This window comes from Kribbella sp. NPDC002412 (genome assembly GCF_053592935.1).
This window is the reverse complement of record NZ_JBSFBL010000007.1, coordinates 17,959-42,180: the sequence shown is the minus strand read 5'-3', so window position 1 is coordinate 42,180 and position 24,222 is coordinate 17,959. Positions and strand designations below refer to the sequence as shown.

Here is a 24,222-nt window from a genome sequence, read left to right as displayed (position 1 = left end):
CTTCCCCGCAAAGTCCTCCCGCACCTGCGCGGGCCTCAACTCCCCCAACCCCCGCAACGGCGTCCCCGGCCCCAAACAAATCACCGCATCGAACGGAGCAAGGTTGCCCAAAGCAACTTCCACGTCATCGGGCCGACCGAGATCCACACCAGGCACAGACGACCGCGACACCCCAACAACCTGATGCCCATCCGCCTGCAACACCTCACCAACCGCGCTACCCAAGGTCCCCGAAGCCCCAACGATGACAATCCTCATGCTTCATCAGTACCACGAGGGGGAAGCTCGTGGACTGGGTCCGCCAGGTCGTCGAGGAGGATGTGCTGATGGTCGTTGCTGATTTCGAGCCGGTAGCGCAGGCGGTCGGGGCTTCCGGCCTCGAGCCACGCATCTTGGGTAAATTCGACGTCGTCCCACAGATTTCGGGTGCCGCCCTGGGTGACTGTCCCACCGGCGAGGCGCGCCCAGGACCCGTCCGGGTGGAAGGCGATCGCGGCGGACTCGAGTTGCATGGTCCGTACCTCGGGTTGGGTGAGATCGAGCCAGAACCGAGCGTTGTTGTCTCGGTAGATCGTGGTGTCGTGCTTGTAGTTACGGGTCGAGCCGACCGCGGTCGAGGCTGCTTCGATCAGATCGGCGACCGCGATCTGTTCAGGGTGATGACGCAACGGCATGAAGTAGGCGGGCGTGGGGAGGAACGCGCCACTCGCCGTTCCGCCGTCATGCTTGCGTAGTCGAGCGATTCCGGCGCCAAGTGGTGTGACTACAACGCCGCCGGTCTTGAGCTGAGCCAGCCAGGCGGGTGGGATGTAGTCCAGGCGGCAGGTCGCGATGATCCGGTCGTACGGCGCTCGGTCCGGAAAGCCGTCGACCCCATCAGTTGCCGCGAGCAATGGGTGGTAGCCCACCATTGCGAGGTGGCGTCGGGCATCGTCGACCGACTGTGGGTCGATATCGATGCTCACGACTCGTGTGTCGCCGAGACGCTCCGACAGTAGAGCCGCGTTGTACCCGGTGCCGGCTCCGACCTCCAGGACGGTCTCGTCACCGGAAAGGTCGAGCGCCTGAAGCATCGTCGCCATCAGGCTCGGCGCCGTGGAGGACGACGTGACGTCGTCCTTGGTCACCAGGTGCGTATCCGAGTAGACCGTGCTGAGCCACTGGTCGCCTGCGGACGCATCGATCTGCGCTGATCCCTCGCTGGTGTTCTGGTAGAACCGCGGAACCAAGAGGTGCCTCGGCACCGCCTCGAACGCCGTCCGCCAAGCCGCATCCGTGATCGCGCCCTCCGCGACAAGCGTTTCGACCAGCTTGGCCCGCAGTTCCACGGCCCGCTGATCGATGACCTGCTGACTCGACAGATTCATCGGCTACTGAGCTCCAAGAATTCGGCGATCGCCACCGCGATCGGGTCACGCAGTTGAGGTACGAATGCCCACTGGCCGTTGGGATTGGCCTCGATGAACACCCACCCGTCACGATCGACACGGAAATCCAGCGCGGCGAACGTCAACCGCAGCCTACTCAGCAGCTCGAGCGTCGCGGCTCTGACGCACGCCGGAACGCTGACCGGCACATAACTGACATCCTCGTGATGAGCCCGGATGTCAATCGGCCCATCCGGGTCGACGGGATGGATCTCGGCGGCGAACAACTGGTCGCCGACCACAGTCATCCGTACATCGACGCCGTCGACGAACTCCTGGAACAAGTGTGCGGTGACCGCGATACCGGGATCGCTCCAGAGCTCTTCGGCCACCTCCGCGGTGTACAGGACACCGCTGCCGAGATCGTCGTCGACGGTGACCATCGTCGCCAGTGACTTGGTGATGATCCGTCCGCCCACCTGACTGGCGAAGTCACGGACAACGGTGGGTTCATTTGTGATCAGTGTCGCTGGAATCCGCAGGCCGCAACGCGATGCCATTGCGAGCTGGTATGGCTTCACGCGGGCATCGGCCATCGCCGCTGGATGGTTCAGCCACGTCACCCCAGCCAGCCCGGTCAGGACGCCGGAGAGACCGTGGCGAGCCTGCGCGGTCACGAACTTCCGGTCGGGTTCGGCCAGGCCGTCCGGAGCTTGGAAGTTCGACGGCCGGCGATAGTAGACAACCCGCACGGACCCCAGATCGATCCCCCGCAACGCCCCGGTCATCGATCCTTCCCAGGACACCGCATCGGCGTCGAGACGGGCTGTCAGCCGCATATCCGCTGGGAAGCTGCCGGGATCGCAACGGACGAACGGCGTCCCGCGAGCATTCAGCACGTGTAGTACGACATCGGCCGTCGGGTCGTCGTCGTGAGTCAGCACCAGGATCCGTGTGGGTTCTTTCACCGAGGAACGTCTCCGCTACTTGTCGTCCGTGGCCCAGTCGACCGTGAGCACGTCCTTGCCGTCGGACTCGAACGACGTCATCGTCGCAGCCATCGGCATCACCTCACTGGCCGGCAGACCTGTGACCAGGCCGATCTGACGTCGCGGACACAGCGTGACTTCGGGCCGGCTGAACCGCGGCCGCCCGGGCGAATAGTCCGCGAACTGAAGCCCGAACGGTCGCACCAGCGCCGGATGGTGCTGACATGTATCGCTGTCGGCCCGCTCAAGGGTGCTCACTGGGAATCGATCGTGATCTCTCCACATACGTGTTCTCCTTCTGAATGCTTGCATCTGATGGCCCGGTTGGTGGGCAGGACTGACGCGGATCCACAATCGACGCGCCAGCCCTGCCTGTTCAGGTGGTGGTTTGGCTGCAGAGCACTGGCGTGTGCAGTGCAGCCTCGAGTTGCTTCTGAATCGCGACTGGATGACCGAAGACCGAGAAGTGCGCGAGGCTCGGAACAGCGATCGCAGCGGCTCGGTCGTCGAGGACTGCCGTCACCAGCGCGCTGAGAGCATCGGGTGCGGTCTCCACACGTTCCATGAATATCTTGCCGAGCCGATAGTCGTTCTTCCTGGCCAACGCCTCGAAACCCGCACGAATCCGGGCCTTCTCGGTGGCAGTCATCAGGAGGTGCTCACGAAAGTACCCGTGTATGACGGGCAGATCGCTCGCAACTTCCGGGTCGAGTGCGTTCTTGGCCATGCACTCACCTTGAAGGGTAGCCATGCGGTTACGGGCTGTTCGTCCGTATTCCGCGGGCAGAGGCGACAGGAATACAGACGGCGGGGGACACTTGGGTCATGACGTTCGGCGATCGGATGCGTGAGTACCGCGATCATCGGGCATGGTCGTTGGGGGATTTGGCGCGGGCGACTCATTACAGCCGGGGGCATTTGAGCAACGTCGAGAACGGGCGAAAGGCGCCGACGGAAGAGCTGGTGCGGGCATGTGACAGGGCGCTGCGGGCCAAGGGTGAGCTGATCGGCGCGTTCGAGGCTGAGGCGGTTGCCCGTCTGGATCTGACGCCGTGGGAGACGGCTGAGCTGGTGCAGCGGATGCAGGCGAGTGACACCACTTCTCGGACGCTCGAGACGCTGCATGCGACCGTCGAGGAGCTGTGCTGCCAGTACAACCGGCGTGATGCGCTGGAGCTGCGACGGGAGGCGCACACCTGGCTCCAGCACGTTGCCGAGCTCGTGCATCGGCCGATCGGACTGAAGGCGCACCAGGAGTTGCTGGTCGCCGGCGGGTGGCTTGCACTGCTCGCCGGGTGCGTCGAGTACGACCTTGGGTTGCGTTCGGCGGCGGAGGCCACGCGTACGGCGGCTGTTCAGCTCGGCGTCGAGGCTGAACATCACGAGATCGTCGGGTGGGGTCATGAGATGACCGCGTGGTTCGCGCTGACTCAGGGGCGGTTCAGGCAGGCGGTCGACGCTGCGCAGCGGGGACAGGAGGTTGCGAAGTACTCCAGCGTTCACGTCCAGTTGATCGCTCAGGAGGCGAAGGCCAAGGCGCGGCTCGGCGAATCGGGTCTGGGGGAGCTGCTCGAATCGGGCCGCGCGATGCTGGAGCGCCTTCCGTATCCCGATCGGCCGGACAATCACTTCAAGGTCGATCCCGCGAAATGGGACTACTACAGCATGGACGTCCATCGGATCGGTGGTGACAACGACCGTGCTCGTGCGCACGCGCAGACAGTCATCCGGGACAACATCGCGCCGGACGGCACCGAGCTCAGCCCGATGCGGATCTCGGAGTGCCGGTTGACACTGGGGTTCGTCGCGGGCCGGGAAGGCGACCTCGAGCAGGCGGTCGGGCTGGGCCTTGACGGACTCCGAGACGGTCGGCAGAGCCGGGTCCACCTGATGATGGTCGCCGGCGAACTGGACCAGGAACTGCGGTCGCGCTACCCCGGCGAGAGCTTGGTGCGCGACTTGGGCGAGGCCATCCGGGCCGTCTGACCGCGCCGCCGTGTTGTAAGACGGGGGATGCCGGAGGAACCGGTGGGCTTGAACAGGTTGTTGCTTGTTCAAGGCCCCTGAACGGTGTCCAGGCCCACCAGTCGGTAAGCGAATCCACGGCTAGCAAGCCCGAGGCCAGCGGCGACTACGCCCGGAGGCAGGCGGGATCTGCGTCCACGACCCGACGTCACCACAGTGCAGTCGACAAGCGGTGCGTGGGGAAGCTAGTTCTTTTGGTCGTGGAGGTCGGGGCGGTGGGTGGGGGTGGTGATGTCTACCTGGATGGGTTGGGGCTTGGTGGGGGCGGTGAGTCTGCCGGAGGTGGCGGGGAGGTTGAGTTTGGAGCCGGCGAGGTCGATGTCGATGGTGGCGCCGGTGTCGTTGGGGGAGGTCCACTCGGTGTCGCTGAGGGTGATGGCCAGGCCGATGATGCGGCCCTTGGGGATGACTGCGTCCTGGGCGCGGAGGGGGACGGTGACGGTGGACCACTTGCCGGGGGTGAGCGGGGTCGGGTTGCTCAGGGACTTGCTGTGGGCGGCGTCGATCCAGCCGCGGGAGACGATGCCGTGGTCGTTTTCGGTGGTGAGTTTCTCGACCGTGTAGTAGCAGGCGTCGTCGTACTCGGTGCTCTCACCCTCGCAGGTGCTGTCGTCGGTACGGCGGATGCCGGAGTACCGCTCTGCCTCGCCGTACTCGATCAGCCGGGCAGTGACCGGCGTGGTCGTGGAGTCGGCCTTGATCTTCAGCGTGACCGACGCGGTGCCGCTGATCCGGATCGGGGCGGGCAGGGGTGCGGAGAGGAACATCTGCCGGCCGGCGATCACCTGGGACGGGTCGGAGACGATGTCGTCCTCGGTCAGGTCCGGGTCGTCGGTGACGGTGACGGTTCCCTTGCCGGGAGCACCTAGTTTGCCGGCGGACAGCGGGACCGGGACCGTGCGGTTCACGGCCGGCCAGGTCTGGTAGTCGCGCCAGACGTCGGGGGCCGTCTCGATCGACGCCATCGGCTCCTTCATGACGCCGTTCTGCAGGCCCTGCAGCCAGTAGTCGAACCACTTGTGCAGCTCGTCCACCCACTTGTCGCGGCGGAACTCGAACGGGTCGACGTGGTCCTCGAGCCCAAGCCACAGCTTGCGCGGCACCTTGTTCTTGGCGAGTGCCGACCACCACTGCGAGAAGTGGTTGGTCTGGACGTTGTAGTCGCTCAGCCCGTGCGTGATGAAGACCGACGCCTTCACCTTGGACGCGGTCCTCAGGTAGTCCCGCTCGGCCCAGAACGACGTGTAGTCGCCGGTCTCGTCGTCGTCGTTGTCCCCGAGGTCCGCGCGTACGGCGTCGCACGCAGGCGAGTCGTGGCCGACGTACCCGCCGAGCCAGGGCATGTAGTCGTCGGAGTACGGCACGCCGCCGGAGCGGGTGTAGTCGTACCAGGAGGAGATCGCGGAGATCGGCACGATCGTCTTCAGGCCCTTGACGCCGGTCGCGGCGACACCGTTGGCGAGCGTGCCGTCGTACGACTTGCCGATCATGCCGACCGCGCCGCTGGACCAGGTCGCCTCGACGTCCTGGCCGTCCGCGGTGTGCGCGGTGTTGCGGCCGTTCAGCCAGTCGATCACGGCGACGACGGAGTCGATCTCGTCCTTGCCGCCGACGTCGCCGCAGCCGGTCGACCGGCCGGTGCCGACGATGTCGACGCCGACGACGGCGTACCCGCGCGGGACGAAGTAGTTGTCGTAGAACAACGGCATCTTCTGGATGACGCCGCTCTCGTCGTACGTCTTCTTCTCGCTCTCGTTGCCGCGGCCGCAGCAGGAGTAGTACGGCGACGCGTCCATGATCACCGGGATCCGCAGGCCGGACTGGGCGGTCTCGCGGGGCCGGACGATGTCGACGGCGACGACGTCGTTCTTGCCGTCGGAGTCGGTGTCCATCGTGGTGTCGACGTACACGGACTCGCGCAGCGCCTCGGAGTAGTCGTAGGTCGGCTGTGTGCTCTTGCGGGCGGCATCGACGTACGGCGGCGCCGCAGGGGCCCCCGCGGACCCGCCGGCAGGCGGCGCGCTGGGGTCGTCCGGCATCCGCGCGGCCGTGGCGGTACCGGTGACGGCACCCAGGCTGAGCACGGTGGACGAGACCAGGATCGTCACCCTGGCGCGGACGGTCGTCATGGCTGGGAAGGCTAGTCACTCCCGAGGGCCAACGCCAGGTTCTGCCGAGATTGGCAGCCACTTCCCTGCCACACAGAGTAATGGTGGACTGGTTCCGATAAGGTGACCGCCACCACCCAGGGGGAGCGTACGGAAGGGTAGGCCAGTGAATCTGCGAGCACCGGTGACATTGCTGGACGTGGCGCAGCGCGCGGGTGTGTCGGTCGCGACCGCTTCTCGCGTGCTCAACGGCGGGGACCGGGTTCCCCGTCCTGAGCTGCAGGAACGGGTCAAGGCCGCCGCGGACGAGCTCGGGTACACGCCGAACGCGCAGGCCCAGGCGCTGGCCAAGTCGTCGACGAACGTGGTCGGCATCCTGGTGCACGACATCGAGGACCCGTACTTCGCGGCGATCGCGAACGGCGTGATGCGGGCGGCCGACGAGCGCGGTCTGCTGGTGATGATGGCGAGCACGTTCCGTGATGCGGATCGGGAGATTGCTTACCTTTCCTCGCTGCGGGCCCAGCGGGCCCGGGCCGCGGTGATGATCGGCAGCCGGCGGACCGACCCGGACAGCCTGGCCCGGACGGCGAACGAGGTCGAGACGTTCCTGAACTCCGGCGCCGGCCTGGCCCTGGTCAGCCAGTCCGGGATGCCGGCGCACACCATCGAGCCGGACAACCGCTCCGGCGCCGCCGAGCTGGCTCGGTCGCTGGTCGGCCTCGGCTGGCGGAAGTTCGCCGTACTCGGCGGGCCGGAGACGCTGGCGACGGCCAAGGACCGGCGGGAGGGTTTCGTCGCCGGGCTGGCGGAGGCCGGGCTGCAGCCGGTCGCGGTCGAGACCGGTGAGTTCACCCGGGACGGCGGGCACGCCGCCGCCGGGGAGTTGCTGGACCGCAAGGTCGACGTGGACTGCGTGTTCGCGGTGAACGACGTGATGGCGGTCGGCGCGATGTCCGCGTTGCGGGCGCGCGGAGTCGACGTACCGAAGGATCTCGGGGTGGCCGGGTTCGACGACATCGTGACGCTGCGGGACGTGTGGCCGGGGCTGACGACGGTCCGGCTGCCGTTGGAGCAGATGGGCCGCCGGGCGCTCGAGCTCGCCATCGAAGGCGGCGAGGCGACCACCGAGACGTTCAAGGCCGAGGTCGTCCTGCGGGAGAGCACCGCCCGGCCCTGAAATATGCTCACGGGGTGACCGTCTCCGAGATCTTCGACGCGTCGGCCTGGAAGCAGGTGGACGGGTTCGACCTGACCGACATCACCTATCACCGCGCGGTCGACGCCGGGGTGGTGCGGATCGCGTTCAACCGGCCCGAGGTGCGCAACGCGTTCCGGCCGCACACCGTGGACGAGTTGTACCGGGTGCTCGACCACGCGCGGATGTCGACCGACGTCGGCTGCGTGCTGCTCACCGGCAACGGGCCGTCGCCGCGGGACGGCGGCTGGGCGTTCTGCTCCGGCGGCGACCAGCGGATCCGCGGCAAGGACGGTTACAAGTACGCCGAGGGGACGACAGCCGAGACCATCGACCCGGCGAAGGCGGGCCGGCTGCACATCCTCGAGGTGCAGCGGCTGATCCGCTTCATGTCGAAGGTGGTCATCTGCGTTGTTCCGGGCTGGGCCGCGGGTGGCGGGCACAGCCTGCATGTGGTCGCGGACCTGACGCTGGCTTCGGCGGAGCATGCCCGGTTCAAGCAGACCGACGCGGACGTGGCGTCGTTCGACGGTGGGTTCGGGTCGGCGTACCTGGCCCGGCAGGTCGGGCAGAAGTTCGCGCGGGAGATCTTCTTCCTCGGTGACGAGTACAGCGCCGAGGACGCCTACCGGATGGGCATGGTGAACAAGGTCGTGCCGCACGCCGAGCTGGAGGCGACGGCGCTGGAGTGGGGCAAGAAGATCTGCGCCAAGTCGCCGACGGCGCAGCGGATGCTCAAGTACGCGTTCAACCTGATCGACGACGGCCTGGTCGGCCAGCAGCTGTTCGCCGGCGAGGCGACCCGCCTGGCCTACGGCACCGACGAGGCCGCCGAGGGCCGCGACTCCTTCCTGGAGAAGCGCCCCGCCGACTGGTCGCCGTACCCATACGCTTTCTAACATTGATCACTGAGCAGTTATCAGAAAATTCTGTGCGAAGTGGTGACAGTTCGCGGTAAGGCGCTTACGGTCGGGCGGTATGGACAATCTCTCCCGTCGTGGGTTGCTCAGTGGCGCCGGTGCGGTTCTCGCTGCCGGTGCGCTGGGGACATCCACCGCCTCCGCCCGCCCGGTCCGTAGTTTCTGCCTGCCGCCGACGAAGCGCTTCGCGCTGGACGGGCCGGGCGGTGAGCTGTTCCGCGGCAAGCCGCTGGCCGACGTCACCGTCATGCAGTCGCTCGCGTTCGACGGTCTCAACCAGCGGCTCTACACCGGTCAGTTGCGGTCGGGTACGCCGGGCGCTAATGGCGACCTCACGTTGACCCAGTTGAGCCTGACCGGCGAGGTCCTCGGGCGGATGTACCTGCTCGGGTTCGGCCATGCCGTGTCGATCGGCGCCGAGTCTGTCGGGCGTACGACGTACCTCTGGACCGAGACTGATGTGGACACGGCCAACGGGCGCGGGCGCCAGATCGCTCGCTTCCGGTGGCAGAACGGGGTGACGCTGACCAAGGACTCACCTGGGCTGCGGAAGTGGAAGCCGGTGGAGGCGGGCAGCGTGTTCACGCCCTCGGTGGACCAGCGGTACGGCCGGCTGGGCGTGCGCTACTCGCTGCCGGACGGCATGCACATCAACGTGTACTCGCTGGACGCTGCCCGGGCGGGCAACTTCTCGAACCCGCTCGTGTCCTTCAAGCAGCCGGCGATGACGGCCGGCATCGACTTCCAGGGCTGGGCGCTGCACGGCTCGTACGCGTACCTCTGGGAGGGCGAGGCGTACGCCGGTACGCCCGACCCGGGCCTGGCGACGTCGAAGCTCTGGTGCTACGACATGAACTCCGGCCAGGTCGTCGAATCGGTCCGCGTCCTGGACGCCCCGGACCTCACGCATCGCGAGGCTGAAGGTCTCGGCGTCCACACCGACGCGTACGGCCGCTCTCGGTTGTGCTTCGGCTTCGCGTCCGGCGTCGCCGGAGACCGCCGGGCCAACCTCTTCTACCGGTCTCAACTCGTCTGACATCTTGCCCGGCCACCCCCTCGTCCCGACCATCGTCTGAAACGGGGCGAGGGGCACACCATGGCTCGATCACGATGGACGAGGCTGCTGGCTGCGGGTCCGACGAGTGCGTTGGTCGCCGTGGCCGGGGTGCTGCCGGCCGCCGCACGGGCAGCGGCTGCCTGAGTTGGTCAACTACGGCTGTCCGGGTGAGACGACCGCGAGCTTCGTCGCCGGTCCGTGCCCGGCCGGCGCGGTCGGATTCCCCTTGCACGACACGTTTGCCGGCCCGCAACTGGACGCCGCGGTCGAGTTCCTCCAGACGCACCGGGGTCGCGTCGACGTCGTCACGCGGTTGTTGTGGGGCAACGACGCAAACGCATTCGTTGCTTCCTGCAACGGAAACGTCCAGTGCATCGTCGACGGTGCGACGGCGACGCACATCCGTCCGACGCGGGCTACGCCGTACTGGCCGAAGTCGTCCGCTGACTACTGCGCAACGCCGTACAGACGATCTCCCGCATCCCCCAGACCAGGGACGATGTAGCCCTTGTCGTTGAGGTGGGAGTCCATGCCGGCGATGACGAGGTTGCACGGTACGGCGAGCTCGGCCAGCTCACGCTCGATCCGCTCGACGCCCTCGGGTGCGGCCAGCAGGCAGATCGCGGTGATGTGATCGGCGCCGCGCTCCACCAGGAACTGGATCGCCGCGGCCAGCGTGCCGCCGGTCGCCAGCATCGGGTCGAGCACGTAGCACTGGCGTCCGGACAGATCCTCCGGCAGCCGTTCGGCGTACGTCGACGCGGTCAGCGTCTCCTCGTTGCGGACCATCCCGAGGAACCCGACCTCCGCGGTCGGCAGCAGCCGGCTCATCCCCTCGAGCATGCCGAGACCGGCTCGCAGGATCGGCACGACGAGCGGCTTCGGCGCGGTCAGCTTCACGCCCTCCGCCTCGGCGACCGGGGTCTGGACGGTGACCGGCCCGGTGCGGACGTCCCGGGTCGCCTCGTAGGCGAGCAGCGTGACGAGCTCCTCGGTCAGCCGCCGGAAGGTGGGCGAGTCCGTGCGCTCGTCCCGCAGCGCGGTGAGCTTGTGGGCGACGAGCGGGTGGTCCACGACGAGGATCTGCATGGCCGGAACGGTACCGTCGGCGATTCGCGGCGGGAAAGCTCGCTCGCTGTCAGACTGAAAAGTGCACCGGAGCTGTACCGATGCATACCCGCCCCACCACCCCGGTCAGGCCCTGCCCGCCCCAACAGGAGCACGCCGATGACGGAGAACGTCGGGAAGTCCCCTGAGCAGCTCGATCGCCTCCGCCGGCGGGCGGCCTTCCTCCGGGAACTGGAGGAGGCCAAGGCGCTGCGGGACCGGATCGCGCCGCGCCGGGCCCGGGTCAGGCAACTCCGGGAAGCCATGCGCAGAGCGACGTACCATCACTGATCGTCAGGGGTACTGATACCGCGTCGAAACCCGAAAACCTCCCGTGGCGACCGCTTCTCTGCGACGATGAACCGGTGTCTGATGCCACGGCAGGGCCGATGACCACCGACCTCGACTTCGCGGTAGCCGCCTATACCGAGGACGGCGTCTGGAACGTCACACCGCTGGTGCTGCGCGGTGAAGCCGACCTGTCCACCCTGGTGTCCGCGCTCCGGCGCTACCCGGGCGAGGCCGGCGTGCTGGGGATGATCTCGGTCGACGAGGACTTCTTCGTCCTGCTCCGGGTGATCGGCGGCCGGGCCCGGCTGCTGATCTCCGACGTCACCGCGGCGACCGAGTGGCCGCTGGCCCGGCAGGTGGTCGACGAGCTCGACATCCCGCTGGCCGATGACGACGACGAGCAGGTCCCGGCCGGCGATCTCGCGATCATCGCCGACCTCGGGATGAGCGCGATGGACCTGGGCGCGCTGTGCGACGACGTCGACCTGTACCCCGAGGAGATGCTCGAGGAGATCGCCGAGACGCTTGGGTTCGGCAACCAGTTCCACGAGGCGATCGAAGCCATTGGTTAGCCCGGCGGTGCAGCGCGAGTGGGCGCGGCTGATGTCGCTCGCGCTGGCGGAAGGCGAGAAGGCGCTGCCCGACGTGCCGATCGGGGCGGTCGTGGTGGACGCCGACGGCGAGGTGATCGGCCGCGGCCACAACGAACGCGAGACCACCGGCGACCCGACCGCGCACGCCGAGGTGGTGGCGATCCGGGAGGCCGCCCGGCACGTCGGTGAGTGGCGGCTGACCGGCTGCACGCTCGTGGTCACGCTGGAGCCCTGCACGATGTGCGCGGGCGCCATCGTGCTGTCCCGGCTGGAGCGGCTGATCTTCGCGGCGTACGACGAGAAGGCGGGCGCCGTCGGGTCGCTGTGGGACGTCGTCCGGGACCGCCGGCTGAACCACCGGCCCGAGGTGATCGGCGGAGTGATGGCCGACGAGGCGGGTGCGCGGCTGCGCGATTTCTTTATCGGGCACAGACCTTGATAAGGTCACCGGCGGTGGCGTGTCCGAGCGGCCGAAGGAGCGCGCCTCGAAAGCGCGTGACGGGCAACCCCCGTCCGAGGGTTCAAATCCCTCCGCCACCGCCAACCACCCTCTAGGGTGGAGCAAGACCGGAGACCCTGATGCTGTGTGATGCGTCAGGGTTTTCGCTTCTCGGGACCTGATGCGGGAGAGGGCCCCACGTGGATGTTTCGGAGCTGGACCGGATTCTGCTGGCCGGGGCGGCGGTGCTGCTGGTCGCGATCGTCGCGATCCGGCTGACCGGGCGGTTCGGGCTCCCGTCGCTGCTCATCTACCTGCTGATGGGCCTGCTGCTCGGCGAGGCGGGGCCGGGCGGAATCCAGTTCGAGGACGCTCAGCTCGCCCACGCCCTCGGGTTCGCCGCACTGGTGGTGATCCTGACCGAGGGCGGTCTGACCACCCGGTGGAACGAAGTCCGGCCGGTGATGCCGCTGGGCGTCGTACTGGCCAGCGTCGGGGTCGCGGTCAGCGTGGGGGTCGTCGCCTGCGTCGCGCACTACGTCCTCGGGCTGGACTGGCAGACCGCCGTGCTGATCGGAGCGGTCACGTCACCGACCGACGCGGCGGCGGTCTTCTCGGTACTGCGGAGGGTGCCGATCCGACCGCGGTTGCGGGGCGCGCTGGAGGCCGAGTCCGGTCTGAACGACGCTCCGACCGTGCTCCTGGTCACCCTGGTCAGCACCGGCGAGGCCAGCGACAAGGGCCTGCTGTACTTCTCCGGGCTGGTCGTCTACGAGCTCGTGGTCGGCGCCCTGTTCGGGTTCCTGATCGGCTGGATCAGCGTCCGCGTGATCCGCCGGGTCGCACTCGGCTCGGCCGGCCTGTACCCGCTGGCTGTCCTGTCGGTGGCGATCCTCTCGTACGCCGGTGGCTCCGTGCTGCTGCACGTGTCGGGGTTCGCCTCCGTCTACGTGACCTCGCTGATCCTCGGGCGGGCCGAGTTGCCGCACCGGATGGCGACCCGGTCGTTCGTGGACGGGATCGCCTGGCTGGCCCAGATCGGGCTGTTCGTGATGCTCGGGCTGCTCGCGTCGCCCGGCCGGATCGGGTCGGACGACGTCGTGGTCGCGCTGGTGATCGGGATCACGGTGACGGTCGTCGCCCGGTTCGCCTCGGTGGCGCTGTCGGCGGCGCCGTTCCGGCTGCCGTGGAACGAGCAGGCGTTCATTTCCTGGGCGGGGCTGCGCGGCGCGGTCCCGATCGTCCTGGCGACCATTCCACTGGCCGAAGGCGTGCCGCACGCGGACCGGGTGTTCGACGTGGTCTTCGTGCTGGTGCTGCTGTTCACGCTGCTCCAGGGGCCGTCGCTGCCCTGGCTGGCCAAGCGGCTCAAGGTGCTGGACGAGAACGCGGCGTACGAGGTGGACATCGACGTGGCGCCGCTGGAGTCGCTCGGCGCCGACATGCTTCAGGTGCACGTGCCCAGCGAATCCCGTCTGGCCGGCGTCGAGATCGGCGAGCTGCGGCTGCCGGGCGGAGTCTCGGTCTCGCTGGTCATCCGCGGCGACCGCGCCTTCGTCCCCGACCTGCGGACGGTGCTCCGGGCCGGGGACTCACTGCTCGTCGTCGCGCCCAGCCCGCTCCGGGACCAGGCTGTACGGCGGCTGCGCGCCGTGTCCCGCGCCGGCCGCCTGGCCGGCTGGTTCGGCGAACGCGGCCGCGAACCGCGCTGAGGTCAGTTCGGGTTCTGGCCGGACGGGATCGGCTGCGGGGTGTGGATCACCGGGAGGCAGACGGTGGAGTCCGGCGGGACGGTGACCGAGGCCAGGCCCTTCGGCTTGAGGGCGGTGTAACCGGCGCCGACGACCAGGTCGACGGTGTGGTCGGTGCGGCCGTCGCCGATGATCAGGGCCGTCTGCCGGAGCTGGCCGGCCAGCAGCAGCAGCTCGGGGGAGTTGTCGGCCGAGCCGCGGATCGCGACGACGTCGATCTTGTCGCCCTTCGGCTCGTTGGCGATCTTGGCGACGTGGAACCCGCGCTTCTTCAGCACCTCGGCGACCGCGGCCGCCGTCCCCGCCTTGGCGCCGCCGTTGTAGACGTTCACCACGACCTGTTTGGGCACCAGCCGGTTGTTCGGCAGCTTCTGCTCGACGCAGGTCGGCTCGGCGCTGCTGTTGATCAGCGAGTTCCAGCCCCACCAGGCGCCGCCGACCAGGACCCCGAGCAGGATCACCATCGTGATCGGCGTCCGCCAGTGGATCCGTGAGTGCGGCCGCGGTTGCGGATGGATCGCGGTCATCGGCTCAACCCCCCGTGAGCAGCCATGTTTCAGTCCACGACCAGGACCCTGGCGTGCAGGACCGAACGCTGCTGCAGCGCGGCCCGGAGAGCCCGGTGCAGCCCGTCCTCGAGGAACATCTCACCCTTCCACTCCACGACGTGCGCGAACAGGTCGCCGTAGAAGGTGGAGTCCTCGTCGAGCAGCGCGTTCAGGTCGAGAGTGCCCTTGGTCGTGACGAGCTCGTCCAGCCGCACCTGCCGTGGCGGCAGCGACGACCAGTCCTTCGGCTTGAGCCCGTGGTCCGGGTACGGCCGTTCCTCCCCGACGCGCTTGAAGATCACCCCCCGAAGTCTAGCGGGGGAACAGGTCTTGTGAGAGGTCGTGAATGTCACCGGAATAGTCCGGAGTGCCGACTCAACCTTTTGGGCACGATCAGCGTCACAAGGGGCAGGGAGAGGTGGGGCGTCTCCGCACGGCCCACGGATTGGGGGGTAAACCGCATGCGAATTCTTTCCAAACTCGGCGTCGCCGCGGCCACTGTCACGCTCGTCGCCGCCGGTACGGCGCTGCCGGCCGACGCGATCACCGTGACCCAGGCCAAGGCCGCCCAGACCCGGCTGAACAAGCTGGGCTGCGGCGCCGGGCCGGTCGACGGCCAGATCGGCACGATGACCAAGGCCGCCACGGTCCGGTTCCAGTCCGCCAACCGGCTCAGCCAGAACGGTTCGCCGACCGGTACGACGTACACCCGGCTGATGGCGAGTACGGCGAAGCGCTGTGACGTCCGCGCGGTCCCGGCCCGGTCCGGGAGCGGCCGCCGGATCGTCATCAGCCAGTCGCAGAACTGGGTCTGGCTGATCGATGCCCGGGGCAAGGTCGTCCGCCAGGGCGGGATCATCGACAACCCGCGGTACCTGCGGGCCGGGACGTACACCAGCGGCTCGAAATGCGGCCGGGCGGCCCGGATCCGGAGGAACACCGACGGCGGGTCGCTGTACCTGAACAACTTCGTCCGGTTCGCCCCGTGCGGGATCGGGTTCCACCAGATCCCGACGTACAAGTCGAACGGCCGGCAGATCCACGCCGACTACCTGCTGGGCACGAACTACAAGGCCTCGCACGGGTGCATCCGGGTGTCCGCCTCGATGTCGGCGACCATCTGGTCGTTCGCGGCCAAGTCGGTCCGCGTCGTCGTGATGCGCTGACCTGCTGCTGTGCCCTCAGGTGTGGATAACTCTCGCAACCACGTCTGAGGGCACTAGCATGCGCAGCGGGTACTTCGTCAAACCGGGGAAAGGCACGCTGACATGGCCGAGACAGCCGACGTCGTGGAGACCGTCAAGCAGGGGTACGCGTTCGAGGGGGCCGCGATCGAGCTCGGCGCGCTGCTGGCCGGTGACGAGCCCAAACCGGAGGCCGCGGTCCGGATCCCGCTGTCGATGGTCAACCGGCACGGCCTGGTCGCGGGCGCGACCGGAACCGGCAAGACGAAGACGTTGCAGCTGATGGCCGAGCAGCTGTCCGCCGCCGGGGTCTCGGTGTTCGCGGCCGACATCAAGGGCGACCTGTCGGGCATCTCGCAACCGGGGCAGGAGAGCGAGAAGCTGCTGGCCCGGACCAAGACGATCGGCCAGGAGTGGACGGCGACCGGGTTCCCGACCGAGTTCTACGCGCTCGGCGGCCAGGGCACCGGCATCCCGATCCGGGCCACCATCACGTCGTTCGGTCCGGTGCTGCTGTCCAAGGTGCTCGGGCTCAACGACGTGCAGGAGTCCTCGCTCGGCCTGATCTTCCACTACGCCGACAAGCAGGGCCTGACCCTGCTCGACCTGAAGGATCTGCGCGCGGTCATCACGCACCTGACCAGCGACGAGGGCAAGGCGGACCTGAAGGAGCTCGGCGGGCTGTCCGCGGCGACCGCCGGGGTGATTCTGCGGTCCCTGATCGGGTTCGCGGACCAGGGCGCCGAGGCGTTCTTCGGCGAGCCCGAGTTCGACACCGCCGACCTGATGCAGGAGCGCGACGGCCAGGGCGTCATCTCGCTGCTCGAGCTGCCGAACCTGCAGGACCGGCCGGCGCTGTTCTCCACCTTCCTGATGTGGCTGCTGGCCGACCTGTTCGACGACCTGCCCGAGGTCGGCGACGTGGACAAGCCGAAGCTGGTGTTCTTCTTCGACGAGGCGCACCTGCTGTTCAACGACGCGTCGAAGGCGTTCCTGCAGTCGATCGCGCAGACCGTCCGGCTGATCCGGTCCAAGGGCGTCGGCGTCTTCTTCGTCACCCAGACCCCGAAGGACGTGCCGGACGAGGTGCTCGCGCAGCTCGGCTCGCGGGTGCAGCACCAGCTCCGGGCGCACACGCCGAACGACGCAAAGGCGCTGAAGGCGACGGTGTCGACCTTCCCGAGCTCGTCGTACGACCTGGAGGAAGTGCTGACCCAGCTCGGCATCGGCGAGGCGGTCGTCACGGTGATGAACGAGAAGGGCGCGCCGACGCCGGTCGCCTGGACCCGGTTGCGGGCGCCGCAGTCGCTGATGGCGCCCGCCACGGCCGAGCAGCTGACCGCCTCGGTGCAGGCGTCGGCGAACAACGCCAAGTACACCGAGGTGATCGACCGGGAGTCGGCGTACGAGAAGCTCGCCGCCAAGGTCCAGGCCGGCGCCGAGGCGGCCGAGGCCGAGAAGCAGGCGCAGGAGCAGGCCAGGCCGGCGCCGGAGCCGAAGCCGCGGGCGCAGAAGCAGGACAAGTCGATGGTGGAGCAGGTGATCGGCTCGTCCGCCTTCAAGCAGTTCGCGCGCTCGGCCGGGCGGGAGATCGTCCGCGGCTTGTTCGGGGCGGCCCGCCGGCGGCGCTAGGTCGCTGAGGATTTACCTGTCCTGCAAGGGATTCCAGCGTTTGATCCTTGATCAAACGACTGAATCATCAACCAGTGTCCATCGTTTCCACATCGTCATCCACAGCGCGCCGCCGCGGATTGGGACCAGACGCCGACTCGTCGTACGGTGTTACGTAATGGTTGCGCAGAGTAGGCGAGCGATGCGGCAATGGGCGCTGTGGACCCTGACGGTCCCGGCGTTCGCTGTTGTCGTGCTTGTCGACCTCGCCGCCGTCGGGTCCGCGGTGCAGGCCTTCACCGGCCTGCCGAGCTGGCGCGGTCTCGACGTGGTCTTCGCGCTGACCGTCTCGGCGCTGATCTCGGTCGAGGGCGCGCGCCGGGTGGAGAACCGGCGCCGCCGCGGTGGCGCGCTGCACAAGGATCTCGCGCCGGCCTGGATGATCGCGGCAGCCATCGCGCTCCACCCCGCGCTGGCGATCCTGGTGGCCGTACTGCTCCGGATCTGGTGGCGGATCCGGGCCGGCAAGTGCATCCTGTACCGCTGGGCCTTCTCGACCGCGGTGCACGTGCTCGCGGTCGGCTCCGCGCACACCGTCTTCACCGCGGTGCGCGACCTGACCGGAGGCGGCGGGCTGGCCCTGGTCGTGTCGATGGTCGCGGCCGGGATGGCGTACGTCGTCACCGACACCGTGCTCTGTGGTCTGGCGATCTCGCTCATCCTCCCCGGCAGCAGCTGGCGGGAGGCCTTCGGCGGCAAGGACGACCTGTGCACCGACGCGACGGCCGCGACGCTCGGCTGCCTGCTCGCGGCAGCCTGCCTGGTCAGCCCCTGGTTCGCGTTCGTGGCGATCCCGATCACGTTGACCGCGCAGCGGGCGCTGCTGCTCACCCAGCTCGAGACCGAGGTGCAGACCGACCCGAAGACGAGCCTGACCCGGGTCGACTGGTGGCGCCGGCGGACCGAGGAGCTGCTGCGCGCCGCGCGGAACCAGAGCGAGCCGATGGCGGTCCTGCTGATCGACATCGACCACTTCAAGCAGGTCAACGACCGGCACGGCCACCTGGTCGGCGACGAGGCGCTGCGCGCGGTCGCGACCATCCTGCGCAGCGCGATCCGGGCCAAGGACGTGATCGGCCGGTTCGGCGGCGAGGAGTTCGTGATCGCGCTGCCGGACACCGGCCTCGACGACGCGACCGTGACCGCGGACCGGCTCCGCAACGCCGTCGCCGCGAGCCCGCTGGCCGCGATGTGCGCAGGCGTCCTGGACGAGCCTGACCTGGATCCGGACACCTTCCACCTCACCGTCTCGATCGGCGTCGCCGTCTACCCCGCGGACGGCATCACCGTCGACGACCTCCTGCTGCGGGCCGACCGGGCGATGTACGCCGCCAAGGCCGCCGGCCGCAACCGCGTCCGCCTGGCCGCGGACGTCGTACCCCCGCCGCGGCCGCTCCCGACTCCGGCGGCCGCTCCGATGGACCGTCCCGCGGACCGTGATGTCGCTCCGGCCGACCATGCGGTGGCCACCGGGGCTGCGGCTCCCACCGATCGCAGCTGACCCGGCAGAACCTTTCGGCCGGGGACGGCGTCCTGTGTGTGAGGGCTGCAGGACGGAGAGGGTATGGCGAGTCCGGGGAGTCGTGACGACGACTTCACCGCCTTTGTGCTGGCCAGGTCCGCGCGGTTGGTGCACTTCGCGCGGATGCTCTGCGGCGACGCCGAACTCGCGGAGGACCTGGTCCAGACGGCGCTGGAGAAGGCCTACCTGCGCTGGGAGCGGATCGAGATGGCCGACCCGTTCGGCTACGTCCGGCAGGCGGTCGTCAACCAGCACCTGTCCTGGGTGCGGCGTCGTCCTTGGCGCGAGCGGCCGAGTGGCGACGCCGTGGAGCTCGACCAGTACCTCGGTGCGTCGGTCGCCGATCCAGCCGGAGCGGTGGCCCGCCGGGTCGCGATCGGTGCCGCGCTGGCGACCCTGACGAGGCGCGAGCGGACGGTCGTCGTACTGCGGTACGTCGAGGACCTGACGGAGAAGGAGACCGCGGCTGTCCTCGGGGTCGCGGTCGGCACGGTGAAGAGCGCGAACGCCCGGGCGCTGGAGAAGCTGCGCACGGCGCCGGAGTTGAGCGGCCGGTATGTAGGAGAACGAGCATGAACGACGAGCGGAGAGTCACCCCCGAGGACGACCTGCGGGCCGCCCTCGCGCCGGACGACACCATCACGCCGCTCGACCCGGCCCGGGTGATCGCGGGCGCACGTCGCCGCCGGAAGGTCCGCGGCCTCGCCACCGCCGGAGTCGCCTCGGTCGCGGTGCTCACGGTAGCCGCCGGCGGCCTCCTGGCCGGCGACTGGACCCTCGGCACCGCGCCCGAGCCCGCGGATCCACCGCTGGTCGTGTCCACCGAGCCGACGCCGACGCCGACGGTCCGCCCTACGCCGCTGCCGTCGCACCTGACGCCGGGGGCGACCGTGACAGCAGGATCGGGTGTGACGCCGGGGCCGGCCGCCTCCGACCCGCCGACCGGCACGCAAGGTACGCCGACACCGCCGACGGTCACGAGTTGCCTGGCGGCCTCGGCCGGCGAGCCGGCTCCCGGCCCGGCCGCCAAGCAGCGCGGCGCCCTGGACGGCAGCCTGATCATCGTTGCTGACAGCAATTACTGGATGGCCTGCGACACCACGTTCCGGTCGACCCCGTCGGCGCGGCGGCCGGCCAGGCTTCAGAAGCCGGCCGTCCAGGACAACGACGCGTTCGCGGTCGCGAACAACGTCATCGAGACGGCGGCCGGTCAGCGGGACTACTTCTGGGCGGCGGGGATGTTGCCCAGCGGTGTCGCGACCGTGCGGTACAGCTTCGTCGACGGCGCGGTCGTGGATGCCAAGGTCAGCAACGGTTTCTGGATGATGCGACACGTCTCCACCCAGCCGTCCGGCGCTCACGATCTGGGCGATCGCGTCCGGGTCCAGTTGCTGTCGGAGACCGGCGCCGTACTGAACGACGTCCGGTTGAACTGGGGCACGCAGACCTGCGCCCAGATCACCCACGGCTGCTGAGACAGAACCTTTCCGGCCTTTCCAGGCGTCCTTCAGCCCGAACCGACCGGACGAAAGGGCAACGATGATCGAACAGGACCGGAAGCGGCGGATGGTCAGACTGCTGGTGAGCGGGCTCGCCGTCGCGGCGGTGGCCGGAGTCGCAATCGCCGGTACGGCGGTGGCCCGCAACCGGGACTCGTCGGCAGACACCGCGGTCGCGGGGGGATCGGACACCCCGGCCGCCACGCCGAGCCCGGCCGGGCTGGAGACTCCGGCCCCGACCCCGAGCAACCTCGCAACCCCAGCGCCGACGCCGACTCATGCTGTGCCGACACCTTCGAGTGCCGTGCCGACGCCGAGCCAGATCCCGAGCTCCGTGGGGGTCCGCAAGCCGACCGCCACGAAACCGGCCGAGCAAGCGCCGCCGGCCGATCCCGTCGCCGCCTGCAAGAGCTGGCTGAAGCAGGTTGCCGCCGATCGCGGTGAACCGGTGCCAGGCCCCAGTGCCAAGGTCGTCGCCCAGGTGAACGGCGCCCCCGGCGCCGTGCTGATCCTTGCCGACAGCAAGTACTGGGCCGGCTGCGACACCGCCTTCGCCCGCAACGGCAGCGGCGAAGGCTCGATCCGGCAGCCCACGAAGATCGCCAGGCCCGCGCCCGGCGACGCCGAGGCGTTCACGGTCGCGAACAACCTGATCTCGATCAAGGGCAAGCAGTACGAGTACTACTGGGCCGCCGGTCAGCTGCCGTCGAACGTCGCGAAGATCTCCTACACCTTCCCCGACGGCAAAACCACCCAGGCCGTCGTCAACGGCAACTACTGGGTGATGCAGCACCAGACCGCGACACCCTGGAAGGAAGGATCGGCCGAAGGCCCACAGATCAAGGTCGTCCTGTGGGCGCCGAACGGCCAGCCGCTACGGAACTTCCTCCTCACCTGGGGCGAGGACACCTGCGCCCAGATCAGCCACGGCTGCTGAGGTGCGAACCGCCAGGCCATCACAATCGCCGCCGAATGCGCTCGCCCCCCGGCGAGCCGCGCCGCGGGCGGGATTGTGATGGCCTGGGCGTTCAGCAACGAGCGAACGTCCCCGCCGACACCCACGCCTTCGCCACGTACATCCCGGGGTGCACGCGGAGCCAGATGTTGCTGGTGCCCTGCGAGCCGGTGACGCTCTGACCGGTCGTCTGGCACTCGACGGTCACCTGTGCGGACTTGCCCGCCATCCCGACGATCGCGCCGGAGGAGCTGGCCGCGTTCCGCACGTTGAGGTAACCGGACGAGATCGACACCGTGCCGCGGCCGCCGTCGCCGGTCCACAGGTATGTCACGTCGACCCAGGCGTTGTTGGTCAGCGCGAGCCCGTCCCAGAACGTCCCGTCCGCGAGGTCGATGCCGGCCGGGTTCGCGACCGTCCGGCCGAACTGGTCCTTACCGCCGTTGTAGCCGTTCTGGTACGCCGCCTGCGCCTCCGGACGGCCCTGTGGCAGGTCCTTCCACATCTCCCGGATCGCGCTCGGGTTCCAGTAGTCGTCCTTGGTGTTCCACGGGCCGACGTCCCACACCGGCTCGAAGGCGCACCGCGACGCCGTGCAGACCTTGACCGAGTAGGTGCCGGATCCGTTCGCGGACAGTCCGCGCCGGGACGGCAGGGCGACGAAGTGGTCGCGGTTCACGATCACGTGGCCGTTGGCCGTCGTACCGCCGACCAGGCCTTCGCGGGTGGCGAAGACGCGGGACTTCAGCGGCGCGGCCTGGATGGTCATTCGGCTCGGGTCGACCTGGTCGGTCGGCTGCACCGTCACGCCGCCGACCCACGGGCTGCCGCCGGCCGGTGGCGCGCTGACGATGATCCGCAGTTGGACCTGGTCACTCGCAGCGGGCAGCGCGGTCGGCGTACCCGCCTTGGCCGGGGTCCACTCGGTCCACTTGTCCTTGACCCAGGCCCGTACGTCGACCTCGGCCGACGAACCGTCCGGCGTGCCGGACGTGTACCCGACGACGACGGCCGAGCTGGCGGCGTCGAAGCGGACCGGAGTGAGCTCGGCCAGGCCCGAGCGCTGCTTGATCTCGCTGGAGCCGATCGCGGCCGGGGCGTCGCCGAGGATGATCCGGCTGCCCTCGACCTTCACGTTGCTGGACCCGGCCACCGGCTGGGCCGTGACGGCGACCGGATCGGCCGGGGTAGCGGCGGTGCTTTGCAAGGTGGCGGTGAAGATCGCGAGCGTCGCGGCCAGACCGGCCGTGAGCTGCACACATCGGGTGATACGCATGGGCGGTTACCTCCGGGGCGGTGAAGGTGTGCTGCGCTTCTCGACCCAATGTGACAAATCAACCTGGCATCTGTACAGCCCGTCAATAAATTTCTTCGAAGGAGTTGGTGTACGGACAGAACCTGATCGATCACCCAGCGGGTTTGGACCGGTGTGACAAAGGCAGAGGAGATTCGATGACCCGGACCGCGGACGCCGACTTCGAGCGCTTCGTGTTGGCACAGTCGACCCCCTTGCTCCGCTTCGCGGAGATGTTGTGCGGCGATCGGCACACCGCCGAGGACCTGGTGCAGCAGGCGTTGATGCGGTCCTATCCGAAATGGCACCGGCTGGACGGTGACCCGTTGCGCTACGTACGCCGGGTCCTGGTCAACCGGTTCCTCTCCCAGTCCCGGCGGCGCTGGAACAACGAGGTTCCCAGCGACCCGGTGGTCAACGACTGGGACCAGCGAGCGGTGGCGGACTTCGCCGGCGAGGTCCAGACCAGGGAGGCCGTGCTCTCGGCGCTCGCCGGTCTGACCGTGCGGGAGAGAGCCGTGGTCGCGCTGCGCTACTCGCAGGATCTCTCCGAGGCCGAGACTGCCGAGCTGCTGGGCATGGCGGCCGGGACCGTGAAGAGCACGGCGTCCCGCGCCCTGGCCAAGTTGCGGCTGGCACCCGACCTGATCGAAACAGGAGTTGGAGGACACTGATGAGTGACGAGCAGCGGGTACGCAGCGCTCTCGAGTACGACCTGGAGCCCTGGCAGCCGAACGCGTCCGAGCTGATGCGGCGCGGCAAGCGGCTGGCCTGGCTCCGCCGTGGACTGGCCGCGGCGGGCGTCACCGCCTTGGCCGGAACCGTTGCGACGGTGTCCGCCGCGGTCGGCGGGCCCACCGCCGCGAAGAACCTGCTGGCCGGGGACGGCAAGCCGTCCGTGCCGGCCGTGGTTCCGGCCGAGACCCCGACGCCGTCGGTCGACCCGACCTGCCTGCCGGGCAAGCCGACGTTGCCGAAGGCCACCATCTCGGTGCACAAGACGATCGACCCGAACCAGCCGCCCAGCGTCAAGCCGTCGCGGCCGGGCAAGCCGACCGTGCCGTCGGTGAAGCCTTCGCTGCCCGGGACGCCGAGCATCCCGGCCGGCAAGCCGACGCTGCCGAACGGTACGCCGTCCCTGCCGCACGGCACGCCGTCGTTGCCGCCGAAGCCCACGGACAAGCCGAGCTTCCCGACCGGCAGGCCGAGCATCCCGACCGGTCAGCCGAGCATCCCGACCAACGCGCCGACGCTGCCGGGCACGCCGTCGATCCCGAGCGACAAGCCGTCGCTTCCGTCGGTCAGGCCGACGCTGCCGACCACCAAGCCGACGCTGCCGTCGGTGGCGGTCCCGAGTGAGCTTCCGTCCGCCAAGCCATCGGTGCCGGCCGCGACGCCGACCCTGCCGGACTGCGTGCACGGTGTTCCGTCCGAGAAGCCGTCCGCGCCGGCGCCGAAGCCGACCCTGCCGGGCAAGCCGTCGTTGCCGACGCCGAGCACCAAGCCGTCCGCGCCGAAGCCGGCCGTGCCGACCGTGACGGTCTCCGGCGGTGTGAAGGTCACCGTCGACCCGGGCAAGCAGCCGAGCATCCCAACGACCATGCCGTCGTTCCCCACCACAAAGCCGAGCATCCCCACGGACACCCCGAGCTTCCCCACCGGTCACCCCTCCTCACCCAACCGGTAGGGCCCTCGGTCACCGGC

The 24,222-nt window shown here is 68.9% G+C and carries 25 protein-coding genes, 1 tRNA gene and 1 pseudogene; 17 read left to right on the top strand and 10 right to left on the bottom strand.

What is annotated here, in order from left to right; translation table 11 throughout:
* Nucleotides 1-84: 84 nt before the first annotated feature.
* The 5 genes and pseudogenes from ACWCOV_RS07745 to ACWCOV_RS07725 all read right to left on the bottom strand — a co-directional run.
* Nucleotides 85-258, bottom strand: a pseudogene (locus tag ACWCOV_RS07745) (NAD-dependent epimerase/dehydratase family protein); the annotation flags it as partial.
* A complete protein-coding gene (locus ACWCOV_RS07740; protein WP_449828443.1) occupies nucleotides 255-1,367 on the bottom strand; it encodes a methyltransferase domain-containing protein in 1,113 nt (370 codons plus the stop codon). The gene ACWCOV_RS07740 and the pseudogene ACWCOV_RS07745, both read right to left, overlap by 4 nt.
* Nucleotides 1,364-2,311: an MvdC/MvdD family ATP grasp protein gene (locus ACWCOV_RS07735; RefSeq protein WP_449828442.1), complete on the bottom strand. Its 948-nt coding sequence runs from the start codon at nucleotides 2,309-2,311 to the stop codon at nucleotides 1,364-1,366. The genes ACWCOV_RS07740 and ACWCOV_RS07735 overlap by 4 nt, the downstream gene beginning before the upstream one ends.
* A gap of 39 nt (nucleotides 2,312-2,350) precedes the next feature.
* The gene (locus ACWCOV_RS07730) at nucleotides 2,351-2,560 is read right to left on the bottom strand and encodes a hypothetical protein (RefSeq protein ID WP_449828441.1); all 210 of its coding nucleotides are present in this window, start codon (nucleotides 2,558-2,560) and stop codon (nucleotides 2,351-2,353) included.
* A gap of 172 nt (nucleotides 2,561-2,732) precedes the next feature.
* Nucleotides 2,733-3,083, bottom strand: a complete 351-nt coding sequence (locus tag ACWCOV_RS07725) for a hypothetical protein (protein WP_449828440.1) — start codon at nucleotides 3,081-3,083, stop codon at nucleotides 2,733-2,735.
* A 98-nt stretch (nucleotides 3,084-3,181) separates the two neighbouring features.
* Between ACWCOV_RS07725 and ACWCOV_RS07720 the strand changes: the two genes are divergently transcribed.
* Nucleotides 3,182-4,342 (top strand): helix-turn-helix domain-containing protein, encoded by a 1,161-nt coding sequence (locus ACWCOV_RS07720; RefSeq protein ID WP_449828439.1) that lies wholly within the window; start codon nucleotides 3,182-3,184, stop codon nucleotides 4,340-4,342.
* A 224-nt stretch (nucleotides 4,343-4,566) separates the two neighbouring features.
* Here ACWCOV_RS07720 and ACWCOV_RS07715 read toward each other — a convergent pair whose 3' ends face one another.
* Nucleotides 4,567-6,510 carry a Xaa-Pro dipeptidyl-peptidase gene (locus ACWCOV_RS07715; protein WP_449828438.1) on the bottom strand — a complete coding sequence of 648 codons (1,944 nt, stop codon included), beginning with the start codon at nucleotides 6,508-6,510 and terminating at the stop codon, nucleotides 4,567-4,569.
* A gap of 145 nt (nucleotides 6,511-6,655) precedes the next feature.
* Here ACWCOV_RS07715 and ACWCOV_RS07710 point away from each other — a divergent pair, with 145 nt between their 5' ends.
* The 3 genes from ACWCOV_RS07710 (at nucleotide 6,656) to ACWCOV_RS07700 (ending at nucleotide 9,643) form a co-directional block, all read left to right on the top strand.
* The gene (locus ACWCOV_RS07710) at nucleotides 6,656-7,669 is read left to right on the top strand and encodes a LacI family DNA-binding transcriptional regulator (RefSeq protein WP_449828437.1); all 1,014 of its coding nucleotides are present in this window, start codon (nucleotides 6,656-6,658) and stop codon (nucleotides 7,667-7,669) included.
* Nucleotides 7,670-7,683: 14 nt separating this feature from the next.
* The gene (locus ACWCOV_RS07705; RefSeq protein WP_449828436.1) at nucleotides 7,684-8,586 is read left to right on the top strand and encodes a 1,4-dihydroxy-2-naphthoyl-CoA synthase; all 903 of its coding nucleotides are present in this window, start codon (nucleotides 7,684-7,686) and stop codon (nucleotides 8,584-8,586) included.
* 79 nt (nucleotides 8,587-8,665) lie between these two features.
* Nucleotides 8,666-9,643: a phage baseplate protein gene (locus ACWCOV_RS07700; RefSeq protein ID WP_449828435.1), complete on the top strand. Its 978-nt coding sequence runs from the start codon at nucleotides 8,666-8,668 to the stop codon at nucleotides 9,641-9,643.
* Nucleotides 9,644-10,111: 468 nt separating this feature from the next.
* Here the strand turns inward: ACWCOV_RS07700 and upp are convergent, their stop codons facing one another.
* Nucleotides 10,112-10,753 carry a uracil phosphoribosyltransferase gene (gene upp, locus ACWCOV_RS07695; protein WP_449828434.1) on the bottom strand — a complete coding sequence of 214 codons (642 nt, stop codon included), beginning with the start codon at nucleotides 10,751-10,753 and terminating at the stop codon, nucleotides 10,112-10,114.
* A 138-nt stretch (nucleotides 10,754-10,891) separates the two neighbouring features.
* Here upp and ACWCOV_RS07690 point away from each other — a divergent pair, with 138 nt between their 5' ends.
* The 5 genes from ACWCOV_RS07690 (at nucleotide 10,892) to ACWCOV_RS07670 (ending at nucleotide 13,806) form a co-directional block, all read left to right on the top strand.
* The gene (locus ACWCOV_RS07690; protein WP_449828433.1) at nucleotides 10,892-11,062 is read left to right on the top strand and encodes a hypothetical protein; all 171 of its coding nucleotides are present in this window, start codon (nucleotides 10,892-10,894) and stop codon (nucleotides 11,060-11,062) included.
* Between the two features lie 74 nt (nucleotides 11,063-11,136).
* Nucleotides 11,137-11,634 carry a tRNA adenosine deaminase-associated protein gene (locus tag ACWCOV_RS07685; RefSeq protein WP_449828432.1) on the top strand — a complete coding sequence of 166 codons (498 nt, stop codon included), beginning with the start codon at nucleotides 11,137-11,139 and terminating at the stop codon, nucleotides 11,632-11,634.
* A 31-nt stretch (nucleotides 11,635-11,665) separates the two neighbouring features.
* Nucleotides 11,666-12,094, top strand: a complete 429-nt coding sequence (locus ACWCOV_RS07680; RefSeq protein WP_449828621.1) for a nucleoside deaminase — start codon at nucleotides 11,666-11,668, stop codon at nucleotides 12,092-12,094.
* A gap of 13 nt (nucleotides 12,095-12,107) precedes the next feature.
* Nucleotides 12,108-12,198 (top strand) — tRNA-Ser (locus tag ACWCOV_RS07675).
* Nucleotides 12,199-12,294: 96 nt separating this feature from the next.
* Complete coding sequence (locus ACWCOV_RS07670) at nucleotides 12,295-13,806, top strand: potassium/proton antiporter (RefSeq protein WP_449828431.1); 1,512 nt, start codon at nucleotides 12,295-12,297, stop codon at nucleotides 13,804-13,806.
* Between the two features lie 2 nt (nucleotides 13,807-13,808).
* On the opposite strand, the gene ACWCOV_RS07665 is transcribed toward ACWCOV_RS07670, so the two are convergent.
* Both ACWCOV_RS07665 and ACWCOV_RS07660 read right to left on the bottom strand, forming a co-directional pair.
* Complete coding sequence (locus tag ACWCOV_RS07665) at nucleotides 13,809-14,372, bottom strand: LytR C-terminal domain-containing protein (protein WP_449828430.1); 564 nt, start codon at nucleotides 14,370-14,372, stop codon at nucleotides 13,809-13,811.
* 29 nt (nucleotides 14,373-14,401) lie between these two features.
* A complete protein-coding gene (locus tag ACWCOV_RS07660) occupies nucleotides 14,402-14,695 on the bottom strand; it encodes a type II toxin-antitoxin system VapB family antitoxin (RefSeq protein ID WP_132149481.1) in 294 nt (97 codons plus the stop codon).
* A gap of 159 nt (nucleotides 14,696-14,854) precedes the next feature.
* Here ACWCOV_RS07660 and ACWCOV_RS07655 point away from each other — a divergent pair, with 159 nt between their 5' ends.
* From ACWCOV_RS07655 to ACWCOV_RS07630, 6 genes are all read left to right on the top strand, one after another.
* A complete protein-coding gene (locus tag ACWCOV_RS07655) occupies nucleotides 14,855-15,559 on the top strand; it encodes a L,D-transpeptidase family protein (RefSeq protein WP_449828429.1) in 705 nt (234 codons plus the stop codon).
* A 102-nt stretch (nucleotides 15,560-15,661) separates the two neighbouring features.
* A complete protein-coding gene (locus ACWCOV_RS07650) occupies nucleotides 15,662-17,209 on the top strand; it encodes a helicase HerA-like domain-containing protein (protein WP_449828428.1) in 1,548 nt (515 codons plus the stop codon).
* A 157-nt stretch (nucleotides 17,210-17,366) separates the two neighbouring features.
* Entirely contained in the window at nucleotides 17,367-18,749 is a 1,383-nt protein-coding gene (locus ACWCOV_RS07645; protein WP_449828427.1) for a diguanylate cyclase, read from the top strand.
* Nucleotides 18,750-18,812: 63 nt separating this feature from the next.
* On the top strand, nucleotides 18,813-19,346 hold the full coding sequence (locus ACWCOV_RS07640; protein WP_449828426.1) for a SigE family RNA polymerase sigma factor: 534 nt from the start codon (nucleotides 18,813-18,815) through the stop codon (nucleotides 19,344-19,346).
* On the top strand, nucleotides 19,343-20,245 hold the full coding sequence (locus ACWCOV_RS07635) for a hypothetical protein (RefSeq protein ID WP_449828425.1): 903 nt from the start codon (nucleotides 19,343-19,345) through the stop codon (nucleotides 20,243-20,245). Before ACWCOV_RS07640 ends, ACWCOV_RS07635 begins: the two co-directional genes overlap by 4 nt.
* Before the next feature lie 64 nt (nucleotides 20,246-20,309).
* Entirely contained in the window at nucleotides 20,310-21,206 is an 897-nt protein-coding gene (locus ACWCOV_RS07630; RefSeq protein ID WP_449828424.1) for a hypothetical protein, read from the top strand.
* A gap of 91 nt (nucleotides 21,207-21,297) precedes the next feature.
* Here the strand turns inward: ACWCOV_RS07630 and ACWCOV_RS07625 are convergent, their stop codons facing one another.
* Nucleotides 21,298-22,500: a hypothetical protein gene (locus ACWCOV_RS07625; RefSeq protein ID WP_449828423.1), complete on the bottom strand. Its 1,203-nt coding sequence runs from the start codon at nucleotides 22,498-22,500 to the stop codon at nucleotides 21,298-21,300.
* A 176-nt stretch (nucleotides 22,501-22,676) separates the two neighbouring features.
* Here ACWCOV_RS07625 and ACWCOV_RS07620 point away from each other — a divergent pair, with 176 nt between their 5' ends.
* Both ACWCOV_RS07620 and ACWCOV_RS07615 read left to right on the top strand, forming a co-directional pair.
* The gene (locus tag ACWCOV_RS07620) at nucleotides 22,677-23,192 is read left to right on the top strand and encodes a SigE family RNA polymerase sigma factor (protein WP_449828422.1); all 516 of its coding nucleotides are present in this window, start codon (nucleotides 22,677-22,679) and stop codon (nucleotides 23,190-23,192) included.
* Nucleotides 23,192-24,205, top strand: coding sequence for a hypothetical protein (locus ACWCOV_RS07615; RefSeq protein ID WP_449828421.1), 1,014 nt, complete (start codon nucleotides 23,192-23,194; stop codon nucleotides 24,203-24,205). Before ACWCOV_RS07620 ends, ACWCOV_RS07615 begins: the two co-directional genes overlap by 1 nt.
* Nucleotides 24,206-24,222: the final 17 nt, after the last annotated feature.